The sequence below is a fragment of the Thermococcus alcaliphilus genome (genome assembly GCF_024054535.1).
In the GTDB taxonomy this organism is placed as follows: domain Archaea; phylum Methanobacteriota_B; class Thermococci; order Thermococcales; family Thermococcaceae; genus Thermococcus_A; species Thermococcus_A alcaliphilus.
The window spans coordinates 124,673-139,973 of sequence record NZ_JAMXLV010000020.1; the positions used below are offsets into that span (position 1 = coordinate 124,673).

Consider the following 15,301-nt stretch of genomic DNA (forward strand, 5'->3'; position numbering starts at 1 on the left):
AAAAGAATCTCGGACGTGGATTTGTGGAAAACTTAATAGCAGTCCAGTAAAAAGACTAAACAAAAAAGGAAAGAAATCACTTCAACCACTTCTCCATCCATCCAACGATAAGCTCAAGTCTCTTAACCCTATGCTTGGGCTTTCCTTTTCTTGAGAGGTCGTGGTTCTCGCCGGGGAAGAGGGCGAGCTCAACGGTTTTGCCAAGATACTTAAGGGCGGTAAAGAACTGCAGAGCCTCTGGAAGCCAGCAACGGTAGTCTTCCATTGAGTGTATTATCAAGAGAGGAGTCTCGACGTTTGGTGCGTACTTCAGCGGGCTCTTCTCCCAGTAACCCTCTGTGTTGCTCCAGGGATCACCCCCTATCTGATCCGGAGCGAAGTAATAGCCTATGTCCGTTGTTCCGAAAAAGCTTGTCCAGTTTGAGATTGACCTTTGGGTTACAGCGGCTTTAAAGCGGTTGGTGTGCCCCACAATCCAGTTCGTCATGAAGCCGCCGTAGGAGCCGCCGGTTACTCCTATCCTCTCCGAGTCTATGAAGTCGAACCTTCTCAAAGCCTCGTCCACGACCTCCATTATGTCCTGATAGTCCCTCTCGCCGTAGTGCTCCCTTATGTCAGCAAAATCCTCTCCATAACCGTCGCTTCCCCTTGGATTGGAGAATATTACAACGAAGCCTTTAGCGGTTAAAACGTGGAACTCGTGCATGAAGGAGTAGCCGTAGGCCGTCTTCGGCCCGCCGTGGATTTCAAGAACTGCCGGATACTTTTTGCCTTCTTCAAAGTCCACGGGCTTCATTATCCACGCATCTATCTCAACGCCGTCGCTCGCTTTGACTTTGAAGTGCTCCGGCTTTGAGAGCTTGTACTCCCTTATCCATGCGTTAAAGTCGGTGACTTTCCTCTCCTTTCCCTCTCTGAGAATGTAAAGCTCTGTTGGAGTTGTTGCATCCTGAGCAATGAAGGCTATATACTCCCCGATGCCGAAGGTCTCAACACTTCTATCTCCGCCGATTACACGCTCTATCTCTCCATCGAGGTTGACACGGAAGAGGTTTGCCCTTGGGCCGTCTGTGGCTATGTAGTAAACCCAGCCGTCCTTATAAACAAGCGGGTTCCGAGAGGGGCCTCTTACATCGCAGTTGAGAGAGTTGTAAGCCGAGCGGTCAAGCTTTGCCGTGAGCTTTTTGATTTCCTTCGTCTCAGGATTGAAGTGATAGATGTGAGTGTTCGTTGGAATGCCTCTCTCAAGAGTGTTCATTCTAAGTATAACCGTGCCGTCTTCAAGAGGAACTAAATCGCCAATGCGCCACTTTGAATCGGTCAGCTTTTCAACCTTCTTGCTCTTAAGATCAACAACAAAGAGATCGCTTATCATGGGTTTCTTTTCCCTATCCTCCTGGGCAACAAAGTAGATTTTGCTTCCATCTTTGCTCCATTTTAGAGTTTGAACGTTAAGGTTTCCTCTCGTCAGCTTTCTCTTTTTCCCGCTCTCGACATCGACAAGATAGATGTGGTTCCGCTTTCCATAAACCCATCCAATGCCGTTGAACCAGAAGGGAATTTCCTTGATTATGTGCACGTCGTCCTTCTTTTTTCTTTCGATCTCCACAGGGGTTATGACGGCGAGTGTTTTGCCGTCAGGTGAAAACTCGTAGTCATTTATTCCAAATTTAAACTTCGTGAGAAGCCTTGCCTCTCCTCCGGTGGTCGGGATTAAGTAAAGCTCAGCCTCCTTGCTTTCCTTGTCCCTTTTGGATGTGAAAGCCATGAACTTACCATCTGGCGAAAAGCGCGGATTTGAGTCTTTTGGTCCAGAGGTGAACTGCACAACCTTCCTACCATCATAAACATAGATTTTTGAAAAGTAGTCATCTTTTTCTATGCTGATTTCGCTTACCGTAAAGGCAACTTTTCTTCTGTATACATTAAGTCCACCGACAAGCTTAAAGTTCCCCAAGTCTTTGATATCAATCCTTTTCATTAAGACCACCATATTAAGTAGGCTCTTTTCGTATAAAAGCTTAGCGTTTAAATTGATATCTTAATGAAGTATAGGTTTTTAAACATCCCGGCTTTTTCATTTGTGGGGATGAAAAAATGACCGTGAAAGTGAGATTCGACAAAGAAGTGAGAGACTATGCTAAAAGCGAGGGTGTTAAGGATCCAACTCTAAAGCTCACTGAAACCGCTCTCGCTGAGGCTATTGAAGAATTTCATCGGAGAATGATAGTTTTAGCTGGAGATACAATGAAAAAAGCCACCTTGGCTGGAATTCTTGCCGGAGCTTCTGCCAAAATAATATCTGCAATTCTTGAGGAACTTATGGGGAAAAAGCTCAGGGATGAGAGCGAGGATAAGGTGGAAGTTCTCTATGCAACCGATGCCCTTGGACAGGAAACTTTTGGGAGAAAAAGGTATGAAGAATTTAGAAAGCATTTTGATGTTCTTGCCGGAGAAAATGTAAACGTTACCGCCGTTACTTTTAAACACACCCGCGATATTCTTGGGAGAACTTATGACCTGCTTGTTCTTGATCTCAGCTATGATTTTTCCCCTAATGATCTCGGTAGGATAATAGAGACTGTTAGGGGTGGAGGAGTAATATTCATCCTTGCCAACCCATTTGAAAAGTGGAAAAACATGTGGACTGGCTTCCATAAGAGCCTCGTTACTCCGCCCTACACCATAGATGACGTGAAAAAGAGGTTTAACAGGAGACTCATCAGAAAGTTTGAAGAGCACGAAGGAATTTACATCCTAAACGCCGAAAACCAGAAAATTCTAAAGGGCCCAGAAAACGAGAAGAGTCAGGCAAAGCTCCCTGAGAGAGAAAAGATCGAAATACCAGAGGAGATAAAATTCCCAAAGGAGCTCTATGAACTCTGTCTCACAAACGGCCAGGTTGAGGTTCTTAAGGCCCTCGAAGAGCTAATAGAAAACGATGGGATGGTCGTCCTAACGGCGGATAGAGGAAGAGGAAAGAGTGTCAGCGTTGGTATAGGCTCTGTTGGTCTCGCGGTGAAATCAAAGAAAAAGCGTGTGAGGATTGTTGTCACGGCCCCAGAACTTGAAAATGTGCAGAGTCTCTTCCGCTTTGCGAAGAAAAGCCTCCAGAAGCTTGGCTATAAGCCAAAAGTTATAGAAGAAAATGGTCTCATAAAGGAAATATATGCCAAGGGAATTGGGATAAGGTATTACCCCCCAACCCAAGGGTATAGAATGAACGCAGACGTTTACGTAATTGACGAAGCCGCTGGAATTCACGTCCCGATCCTCCACCAATACCTCAAAAAGCCCAAAGTAATTTACTCCTCCACAATCCACGGATATGAGGGAGCGGGAAGGGGTTTCTCTGTCAAATTCCTAAAGAAGGCCAAGGAGAAGAGAGAGTTCAAGGAGATACACCTCTCGGTGCCGATTAGATACGAGAGCAACGACCCGATTGAGAGGTGGCTCTTTGATGTTCTCCTGCTGGATGCCGAGCCTGTGGAGCTAACTGAGGAAGACTACGAGCTTATTAGGAGAAAAGAGGTCTACTTTGAAAAGCCCGACCTCGATGACTGGTTCGAGAACGATAGAGAAGATTTAAGGCACTTCGTCGGTATTTACGTTCTTGCTCACTACAGGAACAGACCGAGCGATGTAGCACTTTTAGCCGATGCACCACACCACGAAGCGAGGGTTTTGAGGCTCAAGAATGGAAAGATAGTCTGTGCCGTGCAGATAGCCAAAGAAGGAGGAATCCCAAAGAAGGATATAGACAGAATGGCAAAGGGATACAAGCCGAGGGGGAACATAATCCCCGACATGATGGTGAAACACCACTATGCAAAGGAGTTTGCGAAGTTAAAAGGTTATAGGGTGGTTAGAATAGCCACCCACCCAGATGCTATGGATATGGGCCTTGGGAGTAAGGCGCTTGAGCTGTTAATTCAAGAGGCCGATAGAGAAGGCCTTGACTGGGTAGGGAGTGGATTTGGAGCTAGTGAAGAGCTCATAAGGTTCTGGATAAGAAATGGGTTTGCGGTAGTGCATCTAAGCCCCTCGAGGAATCCCGTAAGCGGAGAATACACCGCGATAGTGATAAAGCCAATAAGCAAGAAGGCTCAAGAGATAGTTAAGAAAGCTAACGATGAATTTAGAATTAGACTTACGGAGTGGCTTGGTGACACGCATAGGGATTTGGAGCCCGAGATAGCGAGATGGCTCTTTGAAACACCTTTTGGAGAGAGCGTCAACTACCCGATAACCCTAACGGATGTGCAGAAGAAAAGGCTTGAGATGTTCGTGGGTAAAGTCTTAACTTATGACACCGTTCTTGATGCAGTGAAGCCAGTGGTAAAGCTTTATTTCCTCGATGGCTGGATGAAGCCTTATCTCGATGAGAGACAAATACACCTCCTCATTTACCGTGTTCTTCAAGCACATACATGGGAAGAAACTGCAAAGTTCATCGATAGAAGCCCAATGTTCACGATGATAGAAGTTAGGGACATAATAAGAGGCCTTTGGTACTACTACAAGCACATACTCAAATAGGCTCAGCTTCGTCGATCCCGGGCATCAGTACCCCAAAGGCCAATCTACATCATCGCCTAAGAAAAATTCCATAAGCAGTTTAAAAATCCATCTCAAAGGACGTTTAGATACTTATGCACCTGAAAGCTTAAACCAACGTTTTCTCTCCCCATTATCTTTGCAGCGATGTTGTAAAGCCTCATAAGCTGATGTTGGGAAATATCAATCGGTTCTTTGGGCTGTATGGCAAGGGGGGCTAAGTTTTTCAACAGCTCTGCGTACCATCTCACGTTTTCTTCTTTTGTGTCTTTTGTGACCACGAGCTTTGCATAAGTCTTTGCCCCTGCTTTCTTAAGTATCCTAATGCTCTCTACTTCTCTGAGCACCAGCTCCCGCCAATTTTCACTTGCTTTGGCGGTCTCATCTTTTATATCAACACTCGCATAATCTACAAGATGTGCAACTTCTCCTACTCTTTCTGGCCTGCTTCCATTGGTCTCTAAGAAGTTTTTAAATCCCAAATCGTGCATCTTCTCCATGAGGGCGTAGAGGTTCTTCGTCTGCAGAGTTGGCTCTCCGCCGGTGTAGCTTATTGAGTGTATATCTCCGGTGTCCAGCTTTAAGATAACATCAACAACTTCTTCAAGCTTTGCCGGGTTGGGCTTGTACTCAAACTTTCCAGTAAACGGTTCCACTTCGTAGCGCCACCTTGGAACGTTAGAAGCGAGGATATAGCTTGCGGAGTCGCACCAGATGCATCTAAGGTCACAGCCAGCGAATCTAACAAAAATCTGCCTTCTGCCAAAGGCACTTCCCTCTATACTTCCCCCTTCTCCTTGCCAGCTGTTGAAGATTTCAGCCAAGAACATGGAATCACCTAAAGCTCTATGCCCTTCACCTTGTCACTCACGTATCCCTCAAGTATTTCAATCTTGACGCTTCTGTTTTCTCCAGTCAGATCTGCCATAAGCTCTACTCCTCTAGCGTAGTCCCAAAGTCTTCTTTTTGCTTCTTCATCAATAGCCTCGCACATAATAATGATCTCCCTCGGATCCTCTTTGCTTGCTATTTCTATGACTTTCAGGGCATCGCTAACGGTAAAGAGCCCCTTTTTCTTAAACAGCATTTTCCCTCACCTACACATACTTCATCAAAATAGAGACAGCCTCTTCCAGAACATGTCTATCTTCGGCATCTACAACGTTCTCTAAGTAATAGAGACCCTTTATATTAAGAATTATGTAAGCCTCGTCTCTATCCAAGCCAAGGTCATAGGCTTCATAGTAAACCCTTTCCTCTCCCAGAGCTTCATTAAGCATCTCAACGAAATAGTTTATCTCGTCCGTCGTTAAGTCCTCCCATTTGCTCTCCATCTCGTCAAAGTACCTCTCAAGGGTTCTTAGGGTTTCCAAATCAACTTTAAGCGTCCCCTCTACGTATGGGAACTCACCAACCCTGAATATCTTCACGCCTTCTTCGTCCCTTATGCCCACATAATCCCATAGGAGGACTCCTTCTATGACGTTGACTCCATATCTGCTCGCGAGATATGTGAACCTTTCCATAGCCTCTTCCATATCCTCCAAAAATTCCTCTTCATTGGTGAATCTAACTACCTTACTTACCGTTCCAGCCATACTTTACACCTTGAAGATTCATCATTCCCTAAGGGTTATAAGTCTTTAGGGCTAATGTTTATTGCCCGAGGAGTATTGGGTTGCGATGACCTCGGGACCCCCAGGGGGGCGACATCCCTAACGCCCCCCTACTAAAGTTTTTAAAACTTTGGCTGCATTAATAACTGGTGGTTATTTATGGTTATCATTCCCAAGCCCATTGACCCACGGGAGATAAAGAAGCTTAGAAAGGAACTTGGCATAACACAAGAAGAGCTTGCGGAAAAAGCGGGGGTTACACAGGCTTACATAGCAAAACTTGAAAGCGGTAAAGTTGATCCTAGATTATCTACTTTCAATCGAATTCTCCAGGCTTTGGCTGAGTGTAAAAAGGCTCGATTCAGGGCCAAGGAAATAATGTCTTCTCCCATAATAGGAGTCAAACCATATGAAACGGTTGAAAACGTTGTTAGGCTAATGAACAAGCACAACATTTCCCAAGTCCCCGTAATAGCGGGCAACAAGGTGGTCGGTTCTGTTACGGAAAAGACTCTCGTTAGGAAGAGCTTTGAATATGAAGACTTGCTTTCAAAGAAGGTTATGGAGATTATGGATGAGCCTTTTCCAATAATAAATGAGGATGAAAGCATTGAAGTCGTAAAGTACCTTCTCGAGGAGCATCCAGCGGTTATAGTCCAGAACAGAGAAGGCAAACCCGTGGGAATAATAACTCGCTCAGATCTGTTCAAAATAAAATAAGAAGTCAGCTCGAAGAAGGCACAATGGTAGACTCGAAGAGAAGTTCACCAGTTGTCGCATTGTATACCTCAACAGTCCAGTGAACAACGTATGCATTCCCTGGGAAGGGGAATCCCAAATTATTGGCTGGAAATGCTCCTTTTTCTATGTATTTCTCAGGATTGTCCAAGATCATTACTTTGGAGTACTCTTCTACACGATACTTGGCATCTGGGATAGTATCGGGATCTCCCCAGTAAACTAGTGGGCCTTCTTCGTGGCCAAAAATGCCTACAAAAATATCGTTGGTGTACCATGTGAAGTGAACAGCAATCCAAGCCCCCTCTGGACTATCCTCTCCAAATGGGAAGTTCCAGTCCTTTGACCACTTAACAACCATCCAGGTGCTCTCATTTACTGGACTATCTCCTAGATAATACTCTTCCCATCCAACGTAAATCCTTGCTTTGAAATTTATCTCGTTTGGGGCTGCTGTAATAACTTGAGCATACATCGCAAGCAAAAGTGCCAAAATCCCAAAAACAACTACCTTCCTCATTAGACCACCCCAATAGGTTTTAGACACAATAAGATTAGTAACTCAACTATTTAAGAATTTTTAATAAATATTAAAAAGAAACACAGAATTCAAAATATTGGTTTTCCAAGTCCTTTTGGAGAAGTTGTGCAGAGGTCAAAAGTAGCAATTAGCTCTCCTGTTTCTGCGTCGTAAACTTCAATAGTATCTTGGAAAACAACGTATTTTGGAACACCTGAGTCATAAGTACCCCAACCAGCACTGTAAGCACCACCAGCCTCATATTCTGCCCATGCTTCTGGATCATCACTTACTTTCATTATTTTCATGAACTCCTCTATTCTGTACTTTGCGTTTGGCTGTGTGTTTTCGTTCCATTGAATCCTTGTTGCCCATCCATACCACGTAGATTCATTATAATCATTGCTATACCATATCCAGTGGTTAGTAACCCATGCTCCCACGGGCTCATCTTCCATCGGTATCCAGTCTTTTGACCACTTCATGATAAGCCATGCGTCACCTGTACCGGATACCCATCCACCTTCAATGCTTCTGTCGTAATATCCATACCAGCCATTGAAGAGCCTTGCCTTGTAGTTGTAGCCAAATTCATCAAAACCTCCTGCCGAAACTAGAGCTCCTCCCATAAAAACCAAAAATACTGCAAACACACATGTTGCTTTCTTCATATTTCTCCCTCCATAGTTCAAATCCAGATTTAGATTTTTTTCTATTATTAAAGAACAGTGTATTTTACATTTTACAAATATATATTAAAGTTATTTAAATGTTTTGGTGTCAAACAAATATCTCTTAGAACAAAGTAAAGAAAACTCTATCAAAGTCAAAACAATGTCCGGGAATTGATAAAGGAAGAGAAAGGTAATCAACCGTACATAACTTCGTGTGAAGCTATCTGCTGAGCTAATCTTTCCTCCGAGCCAAGAACTTTCTCAACAGCCTTTATAAAATCCTCATGAGTTACGTATTCTCTTCTCGCCCTGATGGCAAACATTCCTGCCTCGGTTACAATTGCCTTAAGATCTGCACCGCTTGCCCCTTCTGTCATCTCCGCTATGGCTTTGAGGTCAACGCCCTTAAGGTTCATCTTCCTCGTGTGGACTTTAAGGATCTCCCATCTTCCTTTGAAGTCTGGTAGAGGAACTTCTATGAGTCTATCGAATCTTCCCGGTCTAAGTAAAGCCGGATCAAGGATGTCAGGCCTGTTTGTAGCGGCAATAACCTTAACATTACCTCTCGGATCAAAGCCATCTAGTTCAGCCAAGAGCTGCATTAAAGTTCTGTTAACCTCCCTCTCCCCACCGGTTGTTTCGTCTAATCTCTTTGCACCTATTGCGTCTATCTCATCAATGAAAACTATTGACGGTGCTTTTTCTCTTGCCAATTCAAAGAGCTCGCTAACTAATCTAGCACCTTCTCCTATGTATTTCCTCACAAGTTCACTGCCGACGACCCTTATGAAGGTTGCATTTACCTCGTGAGCTAGTGCTTTTGCCATTAGGGTCTTTCCACAGCCGGGAGGACCGTAGAGAAGTACTCCTTTAGGTGGTTCGATCCCAACCCTTTCAAAGAGCTCAGGGTGCTTGAGTGGAAGCTCTATAGCCTCTCTTAGCTCCATAAGTTGCTTTTTCAGTCCACCTATGTCATTGTAGGTAACCTTAGGCCTCTCAATTACTTCAAAACCCAACACAGATGGGTCTTTTTGGGACGGTAAGAGCTCTATAACCGCCATTGTTCTTTGATCCAAGGCAACTCTGGCACCAGGCTTTAGCTTCTCCCTTTCTATCCACGGTGCAATCCTCACAACGAATCTTGGACCATTGTAGTTTTGAACAATAGCCCTGTCTTCATCCAAAAGCTCAATTAAAGTACCAGCAAAGGCTGGAGGTTGCCTCAGTCTGGACATCTCCATCCTTAAGCGTGAAAGCTCCCTCTCAAGTCTCTCCTTATCAGCCTCAAGCGTTCTCACTTGGAGTTCAAGCTGTCTTATTCTACGCTTGAGATAGTAAACGTAATCGTCATACCCCTCTTCGTGCTTCACGTTGACATCTTCAACATCGCTCATAATCTAAACCCTCCTGTATATAACTATGAAGAAGAACCTTATTAACTTACCCATACACTCTCCCTGTGAGTAGGAATTCTAGAGAGCTTATAAACTTTTGGTTTATGAATGCCCTTTCAAAAAACGTGAAACCTCCTCTATAGACAAACCGCCCATTTTGACCTTGATTTTGGTCGATCACATATTAAAACGGAAAACTTCACCTTCGGATTGTTCGAAAGGTTTAAGTAATCTTTTGTTATTATTTGTACTCGGACGTTTAGGGAGGTGGTATGATGGTGAAGGTAAGGTTTCTAGGGCATGCCGCATTTGAAATAGAAGGAGAAGGAAAAAGAATACTAATAGACCCATTTTTGACCGGGAACCCAAATGCAGCAGCAAAACCTGAGGACTTTGATAAGGTTGACCTGATTCTTGTAACCCATGCACACGGAGATCACGTTGGTGATGCAGTAAAAATTGCCCAAAAAACTGGGGCAAAGATAGTAGCAATGTACGACATAGCCAACTATCTTGTAGAAAACAACAAGGGCATAACAACAATAGGAATGAACTACGGCCCAACTGAGGTTGAAGGGATCAAAATAATCCAAGTTCCGGCATGGCATTCAAGCAGCGACGGAAAATACAGCATTGGAAACGCCTGCGGATACATCATAGAACTTGAAAGAAAGAAAATCTACCACGCTGGAGACACCTACGTTTTCAAGGACATGGAGCTCTTCGCTGAGCTTTATGGGATAGATCTTGCCTTGCTTCCAATAGGGGGACACTTCACGATGGGACCCAAAGAGGCGGCAAAGGCCGTTGAACTCCTCAAGCCGAAATACGTTATACCAATGCACTATGGAACTTTCCCACCAATAGCCAGGGATCCAGAAGAATTTAAAGAGCTTGTTGGGGACAAAGCAGAGGTCATTATACTAAAACCAGGAGAAGTCTTTGAGCTTTGAAAAACCTTTTAAACTTTCTTTTTTAGCTTCAATGTGGTGAGTGTATTGAGGACTAAGTATATCGCATTAACAATCATTGCGGCCTTAATACTTGCCTCTTTCATAGCCATCCCGATTTATGCTCAGCAGGAAGAGAATAGACCTGAGTACGACCTAATAATAGTTAGAAACGATGACCTCATAGATTATATTACCGTTCAGCCCTATGCTAGACTTCTTAATATTCCTGTTCTTCCCGTTAATCCCCAAAAGCTGGATGAAAAGACATGGGCTCAGCTTTATTCATACATCCAGTTAGGGTGGAAAAAAGTCCTGATAGTTGGGAATTCAAACGCGGTTAGCAAGGAAGTTGAGGACGAGCTCCTTAAGATGGGGTACAGTGTTACGAGGATAGGAGGGGATGTAAGGACTGAAACAGCGGAAAAATTAGCTGTTCACTTTTACCCTCAAGGGTCAAAAGCGGTGGTTCTGGCTAGTGCTTTGGATTACGGGTCTGCCCTTGCTGCATCAAAGTTTGCAATGGAATATAATCTACCACTCCTACTAACTTTAGAAAACGATCTCTCAGAGCACGCAATCGCGGGGTTAAACCATCTAAAGCCAAACCTTGTTATTCTGGTTGGAACCGGGTTAAACGAAACTATAGAAATAAAGTTGAAGAATATGGGATACGAAACCTACTGGCTCGGAAAGAACGTAGAAAAGCCTCCCGTGTCTCCTCCAGAAAAGCCATCTCCATACAGGTACTCTCTCATAGGTGCCATACTATCACTAGCAATTGCCCTCCCGATAACACTGTACTGGGCAAAGAAGAAATGGTATTCCCACAAGATCCCCGTGGAAGTGCTGACAGAAAAGGAAAGGATTGTTGTAAAAGCCCTGATAGAACAGGGTGGAAAAGTAAAGCAAGAAGACCTCCCAGAGCTTACCGGCTACTCAAGACCAACAGTGAGCAGAATAATCCAAGAGCTTGAAAAGAAGCAGCTGGTTGAGAGGGAGAAAATCGGCAAAACCTTCATTGTCAAGCTTGTGAAGGAAATAGACCTTAAGGAATAGAGGTCAGAAAGCCCTACCGCTCATCACATCTCAGCGTCCTGACTTTTCTTCATCCCCTATATAAAGGAAGGAAAGAACAAAATCACGCCTTTCTAAAGAGATGTCCATGGGATTTGTTTATATGCCTGATGTAATCCTTGCTCTTTCTAAAGACCATCCCGCATCTTGGACATCTAAAAAAGATCTCCCCGTCCCTGTCCTTGATTTTTATTGCCTTAAGCACCGCCACTCTCCTCCACCCCCATGCTCTAATTTAGTTATTGATTTTTAAGCTTTATCCCCCTATTAAAGCCATATCCTGTTCCCTTTTACCTTCAAATAACCCATTTTCTGCAGTTCTTTTAATATATCCTCTATTGCCTCTTCGTCAAAGTATATGTTTATCTTCTCTCTCCTCCCTTCTACAGTTAGAGGCTCATGTTCCAAGAGGGTTTCGATTAATTCCATTTTTGTATCCTTCTTTTCGGCTATTGTTAGCATTGTATTTGCCAGCACAGATTTTCCAATCCCCACGAACATTGCCTCAACTAAAGATTCCTCGGTAGCATATTCCTCCGCTATTTCCAAAGCCCTCTTTATTAGCTCCTCCTCGATCTCAAGAACTTCAACAAAGTACTTTCTCATAAAGGAAAGTTCAGTTGTGAGGGTTGCATCGAGCTTATCTTCTATCTCTTCCAGCACGTCTTCAAGCTCATCAATGTTAAACCTGAGCTCAATTTCAAGTTCATCAAGTTTGGGCTTTTTAACAAGCCTGAGCCTCTCTTCCCCTTCAACATATCCGTTCTCTATCAAGGCCGTTATGAGCGTTAGCTTGGGAATATTTACCTCATCAAAGAGCTCCTTAAATTCTTTCTCTTCCCCAACATTCCATTCATTCATAAGGGCATCAAAAGTTGCTCTTATTTCTTCGAGAGTATCCTCAAGTACTTCAATACCTTCAGATTTCCTAATCAGCTCACTGAACTTGTCTTTGATTACAATGAGGTGGTGAAGCTCCCATCCAAGCTCTTCTCGGGTTTTATTCATTATCCCCTCTTTACTGAGTTCCTTTGAAAGCCTTATCATATCTTCCTTACTAAGCACCTCAAATCTCACGTTTATCCACCAAAAATAGAAAAGGGTTCCCAAGTTATAAACCTTGAGCCTAAATAACTTTTACAATTCTCTCTGCCCAAGGAGAGATTCTAACCTTTATGTAGCCTTTAAGCCTCTCATCAACTTCCCTGTCTCCAGTATAAACCCTAATCGCCCCTTTAACTTTCGAAGGAGTTGCCACAACAATAATATTTTCCTTTGGTATATGCTTCAAAACTTCTGGAGAGAACTGCTGGTTGCCCCTACCAAAAAGAAAGTTCAAGCCCCCTACAACAGTCACAATGATTTTTGGATTTCTATGAATGTATTCCAGCAAATCTTTTTCTTGGGCGTCTTTCACGAGGAGCTTCGCTTTTCCGTTTTTTATCTCAACTATATCCACTCCTAAGAGTGTCCCGTCTATTCCAAGCATGTCTTTGAGCTTTTTTATCGTTGAGCCAGCTCCCAGAAAGTAAACTCCATCCTCAAGCTCCTCTACAATAGCCTCCACTATAGCATCAAGTTCTTCCTCTTCATCAAGTGGGACAGTCTCCTTTGCCCCCTGTACAAGGGTCTCCACATAGGGAGTTAAGGCTTTTCCATAGAGCTTTGCTTTTACTTCATCGTGCCTGTATGCATTCTCATCGAGGTCGAGAATTTCCCTCTCCACAAGCCTTGCGTTTCCTTTTGCGAACGCAACAAGAAGTTTTGCAGCATCTTCTGGAGAGGTGGCAAAAACCCCCGAGAACATCTTAACTCCGGTTGGAATTCCAAGAATGGGCTTTTCCTTGTCTATTGCTTCATATATATCCCTTGCTGTTCCATCTCCTCCTGCAAAGAGCAGTATATCTACTTTGTCCTTCATCAGCCTAGCGAGTGTTTTTGTATCCTCCTTTGTGGTATCTGGAATTTTAACTCCCGATATTTCTCTATATTTGATCTCTCTGTGCTTAATAACTTTATAGGGAAAGCTGAACTCTTTAAGGGCATCCTCTCCCAGTCCATCATGCCCTGTTAAAAATTTAACATCAACATCATAATGAGAAAGCTCATTTAAAAAGAGCTTTGTAAAATCAAGCGCCACAGGCGTTGCTCCTCGTTTTATGGCTTCCTCCACAACTCCATCAGTACCTTTAAGGGCAACTCTGCCACCCATTCCAGCTATTGGATTTACTATCAAGCCTACTATCATATTTCTCACCTTTATCTCATGTATTTCCTTGCAAAGACCGTCAGGAAGACAGCCCACATGAACATTCCAAAGAGAGCCTCAATTGAAGCAATTACCCTCCCAATGCCGATGGGATGAAGATCTCCATAACCAAGGGTTGTTGCCGTCACTACACTAAAATATTCGTAGTCAAGGAAGCTCTTCAGGGGCACACCAGAGCTTGTGACGCTTCTTGTGAAATAAAAGAGAGTCGGAAATACTAGATTGACCATAAATATCCAAATAACAATTGGCCTTTTCCAATCTGTTCCGTATTTGCACGTCAAATCAGCAAAAAACCACTCGAAGAGTCCTTCCAGAAGATGGATATAGTGTTTTATCTTGGTTCCAATTCTACCAGAGGGAATGTGAGGGAACCTTATCCTAATTCCAAGCTTGGGCAGGTATGCAATGTACCTTCCCATCTTTTGCTTTCTCCTGGCAAGCATCTCCAAATAGTAATATTGATCTGCCTTCTCTTTATCTCCGCTTTTTTCCCATGTGATCCTTGCTAGGCGGTAGAAAAATTCCTCCATTGTTGGGTTATTGAAGCTGCATTCTTCAAGAATCACGAACCCCCTCACACTCAACTCTGCCAGAAGGTTTGGAAGTACCGTTAAGTTCCATGTTGTGTCTCCATAGAATACAACGCCCCTAAAGACCAGGTTATTGTAAATTGTGGTGTGTACAAACTCAGGAACTTTTAACCTCCCACCTCTTATCTCCACGTGCCCCGGAACTTCAAGGTTTTCAAGTTGAAGGACTCCATCAAAGTTTCTGATGAATACCCTCACCTGCCTCTTAAACCTAGGACTGGGATCAAATTCTACATTTTTTATGAGAAAAATCCTTGCCTTTACATGCTTCCTTGACATTCCCGATAGGTTTATTCCATGTTCCTCTAAAAGTTCCTTAAGCAGGGGGTACCTAGAATTTACTCCTATCCTTCTAACGTTTTTGAGGTCTGAGAATTCTATTCTCCCGTGAATTGTTTCCTTTTCCCCATATTCTTCCTCACCTGATATAACTCGCTCCGCATGCTGAACGGAATTCATCATCAAATATCGAACCGTGCTGTTCTTCACAGAAATTGAGTTCTCAAACTTGATATCAAGAATATTAAACCCAAAAAAGACAGAGTTCTTTACCCATACTGTTCCTATAGACGATGCCAGCAGTATAACCCTCTCAATCTCGCAGTTGAAAATGGATAGTCCCTTTAGGTTGGAATTTTCAACGATAAGCGTCTTTATCTTCGAGTTCTTAAAGACGAGAGGCTTCTCACTTGTTAGGTTAGAGATTTTAGCCTCATATAGCTGTACACCTTCAAAGTACCTAACTCCCCTTTCCAGTTTCCTCTTAAAGGCCCTCTCTTTAATTTCTTTTATTTTTTCTCCATAAAGCAACTCACCTTCATCAAAAGGAATATGGAGTGAGCAGTACTTTGAACCCGCTAAAGACTTTGTTTTGCATTTTTCACCATTTTTGAAGATATACTCGCACATGCTC

At 43.4% G+C, this 15,301-nt stretch carries 15 protein-coding genes; 4 read left to right on the forward strand and 11 right to left on the reverse strand.

What is annotated here, in order from left to right:
- Positions 1–76: 76 nt before the first annotated feature.
- Positions 77–1,981: a S9 family peptidase gene (locus NF859_RS05285; RefSeq protein ID WP_252743327.1), complete on the reverse strand. Its 1,905-nt coding sequence runs from the start codon at positions 1,979–1,981 to the stop codon at positions 77–79.
- Between the two features lie 116 nt (positions 1,982–2,097).
- Here NF859_RS05285 and NF859_RS05290 point away from each other — a divergent pair, with 116 nt between their 5' ends.
- A complete protein-coding gene (locus tag NF859_RS05290) occupies positions 2,098–4,539 on the forward strand; it encodes a tRNA(Met) cytidine acetyltransferase TmcA (RefSeq protein WP_252743328.1) in 2,442 nt (813 codons plus the stop codon).
- A gap of 92 nt (positions 4,540–4,631) precedes the next feature.
- Here the strand turns inward: NF859_RS05290 and NF859_RS05295 are convergent, their stop codons facing one another.
- The 3 genes from NF859_RS05295 to NF859_RS05305 are packed head-to-tail and all read right to left on the reverse strand — an operon-like array spanning position 4,632 to position 6,155.
- Positions 4,632–5,387, reverse strand: a complete 756-nt coding sequence (locus tag NF859_RS05295) for a 7-carboxy-7-deazaguanine synthase QueE (protein WP_252743329.1) — start codon at positions 5,385–5,387, stop codon at positions 4,632–4,634.
- Between the two features lie 8 nt (positions 5,388–5,395).
- On the reverse strand, positions 5,396–5,644 hold the full coding sequence (locus tag NF859_RS05300; protein WP_252743330.1) for a hypothetical protein: 249 nt from the start codon (positions 5,642–5,644) through the stop codon (positions 5,396–5,398).
- Positions 5,645–5,654: 10 nt separating this feature from the next.
- Positions 5,655–6,155, reverse strand: coding sequence for a hypothetical protein (locus NF859_RS05305; protein WP_087037822.1), 501 nt, complete (start codon positions 6,153–6,155; stop codon positions 5,655–5,657).
- A 177-nt stretch (positions 6,156–6,332) separates the two neighbouring features.
- On the opposite strand from NF859_RS05305, the gene NF859_RS05310 reads away from it, so the two are divergent.
- Positions 6,333–6,893 carry a CBS domain-containing protein gene (locus tag NF859_RS05310; protein WP_252743331.1) on the forward strand — a complete coding sequence of 187 codons (561 nt, stop codon included), beginning with the start codon at positions 6,333–6,335 and terminating at the stop codon, positions 6,891–6,893.
- A gap of 4 nt (positions 6,894–6,897) precedes the next feature.
- Here the strand turns inward: NF859_RS05310 and NF859_RS05315 are convergent, their stop codons facing one another.
- From NF859_RS05315 to NF859_RS05325, 3 genes are all read right to left on the reverse strand, one after another.
- A complete protein-coding gene (locus tag NF859_RS05315; RefSeq protein ID WP_252743332.1) occupies positions 6,898–7,431 on the reverse strand; it encodes a hypothetical protein in 534 nt (177 codons plus the stop codon).
- An 89-nt stretch (positions 7,432–7,520) separates the two neighbouring features.
- Complete coding sequence (locus NF859_RS05320) at positions 7,521–8,102, reverse strand: hypothetical protein (RefSeq protein WP_252743333.1); 582 nt, start codon at positions 8,100–8,102, stop codon at positions 7,521–7,523.
- A gap of 197 nt (positions 8,103–8,299) precedes the next feature.
- Positions 8,300–9,499 (reverse strand): proteasome-activating nucleotidase, encoded by a 1,200-nt coding sequence (locus tag NF859_RS05325; RefSeq protein ID WP_087037816.1) that lies wholly within the window; start codon positions 9,497–9,499, stop codon positions 8,300–8,302.
- A 275-nt stretch (positions 9,500–9,774) separates the two neighbouring features.
- On the opposite strand from NF859_RS05325, the gene NF859_RS05330 reads away from it, so the two are divergent.
- Both NF859_RS05330 and NF859_RS05335 read left to right on the forward strand, forming a co-directional pair.
- On the forward strand, positions 9,775–10,452 hold the full coding sequence (locus tag NF859_RS05330; protein ID WP_252743334.1) for a metal-dependent hydrolase: 678 nt from the start codon (positions 9,775–9,777) through the stop codon (positions 10,450–10,452).
- A gap of 45 nt (positions 10,453–10,497) precedes the next feature.
- Positions 10,498–11,508, forward strand: coding sequence for a cell wall-binding repeat-containing protein (locus NF859_RS05335; RefSeq protein ID WP_289846434.1), 1,011 nt, complete (start codon positions 10,498–10,500; stop codon positions 11,506–11,508).
- An 82-nt stretch (positions 11,509–11,590) separates the two neighbouring features.
- Here the strand turns inward: NF859_RS05335 and NF859_RS05340 are convergent, their stop codons facing one another.
- The 4 genes from NF859_RS05340 to NF859_RS05355 are packed head-to-tail and all read right to left on the reverse strand — an operon-like array spanning position 11,591 to position 15,297.
- On the reverse strand, positions 11,591–11,737 hold the full coding sequence (locus NF859_RS05340) for a C2H2-type zinc finger protein (RefSeq protein ID WP_004066221.1): 147 nt from the start codon (positions 11,735–11,737) through the stop codon (positions 11,591–11,593).
- A 56-nt stretch (positions 11,738–11,793) separates the two neighbouring features.
- The gene (locus NF859_RS05345; protein ID WP_252743336.1) at positions 11,794–12,603 is read right to left on the reverse strand and encodes a hypothetical protein; all 810 of its coding nucleotides are present in this window, start codon (positions 12,601–12,603) and stop codon (positions 11,794–11,796) included.
- 49 nt (positions 12,604–12,652) lie between these two features.
- Complete coding sequence (locus tag NF859_RS05350; RefSeq protein WP_252743337.1) at positions 12,653–13,774, reverse strand: ATP-NAD kinase family protein; 1,122 nt, start codon at positions 13,772–13,774, stop codon at positions 12,653–12,655.
- 11 nt (positions 13,775–13,785) lie between these two features.
- Complete coding sequence (locus NF859_RS05355; RefSeq protein WP_252743338.1) at positions 13,786–15,297, reverse strand: potassium channel family protein; 1,512 nt, start codon at positions 15,295–15,297, stop codon at positions 13,786–13,788.
- Between the last annotated feature and the right edge of the window lie 4 nt (positions 15,298–15,301).

Bases quoted from the DNA above. Each gene is read 5' to 3' on its own strand.
- NF859_RS05285 (WP_252743327.1), bottom strand. From the start codon at position 1,981: ATGAAAAGGATTGATATCAAAGACTTGGGGAACTTTAAGCTTGTCGGT.
- NF859_RS05290 (WP_252743328.1), top strand. From the start codon at position 2,098: ATGACCGTGAAAGTGAGATTCGACAAAGAAGTGAGAGACTATGCTAAA.
- NF859_RS05295 (WP_252743329.1), bottom strand. From the start codon at position 5,387: ATGTTCTTGGCTGAAATCTTCAACAGCTGGCAAGGAGAAGGGGGAAGT.
- NF859_RS05300 (WP_252743330.1), bottom strand. From the start codon at position 5,644: ATGCTGTTTAAGAAAAAGGGGCTCTTTACCGTTAGCGATGCCCTGAAA.
- NF859_RS05305 (WP_087037822.1), bottom strand. From the start codon at position 6,155: ATGGCTGGAACGGTAAGTAAGGTAGTTAGATTCACCAATGAAGAGGAA.
- NF859_RS05310 (WP_252743331.1), top strand. From the start codon at position 6,333: ATGGTTATCATTCCCAAGCCCATTGACCCACGGGAGATAAAGAAGCTT.
- NF859_RS05315 (WP_252743332.1), bottom strand. From the start codon at position 7,431: ATGAGGAAGGTAGTTGTTTTTGGGATTTTGGCACTTTTGCTTGCGATG.
- NF859_RS05320 (WP_252743333.1), bottom strand. From the start codon at position 8,102: ATGAAGAAAGCAACATGTGTGTTTGCAGTATTTTTGGTTTTTATGGGA.
- NF859_RS05325 (WP_087037816.1), bottom strand. From the start codon at position 9,499: ATGAGCGATGTTGAAGATGTCAACGTGAAGCACGAAGAGGGGTATGAC.
- NF859_RS05330 (WP_252743334.1), top strand. From the start codon at position 9,775: ATGGTGAAGGTAAGGTTTCTAGGGCATGCCGCATTTGAAATAGAAGGA.
- NF859_RS05350 (WP_252743337.1), bottom strand. From the start codon at position 13,774: ATGATAGTAGGCTTGATAGTAAATCCAATAGCTGGAATGGGTGGCAGA.
- NF859_RS05355 (WP_252743338.1), bottom strand. From the start codon at position 15,297: ATGTGCGAGTATATCTTCAAAAATGGTGAAAAATGCAAAACAAAGTCT.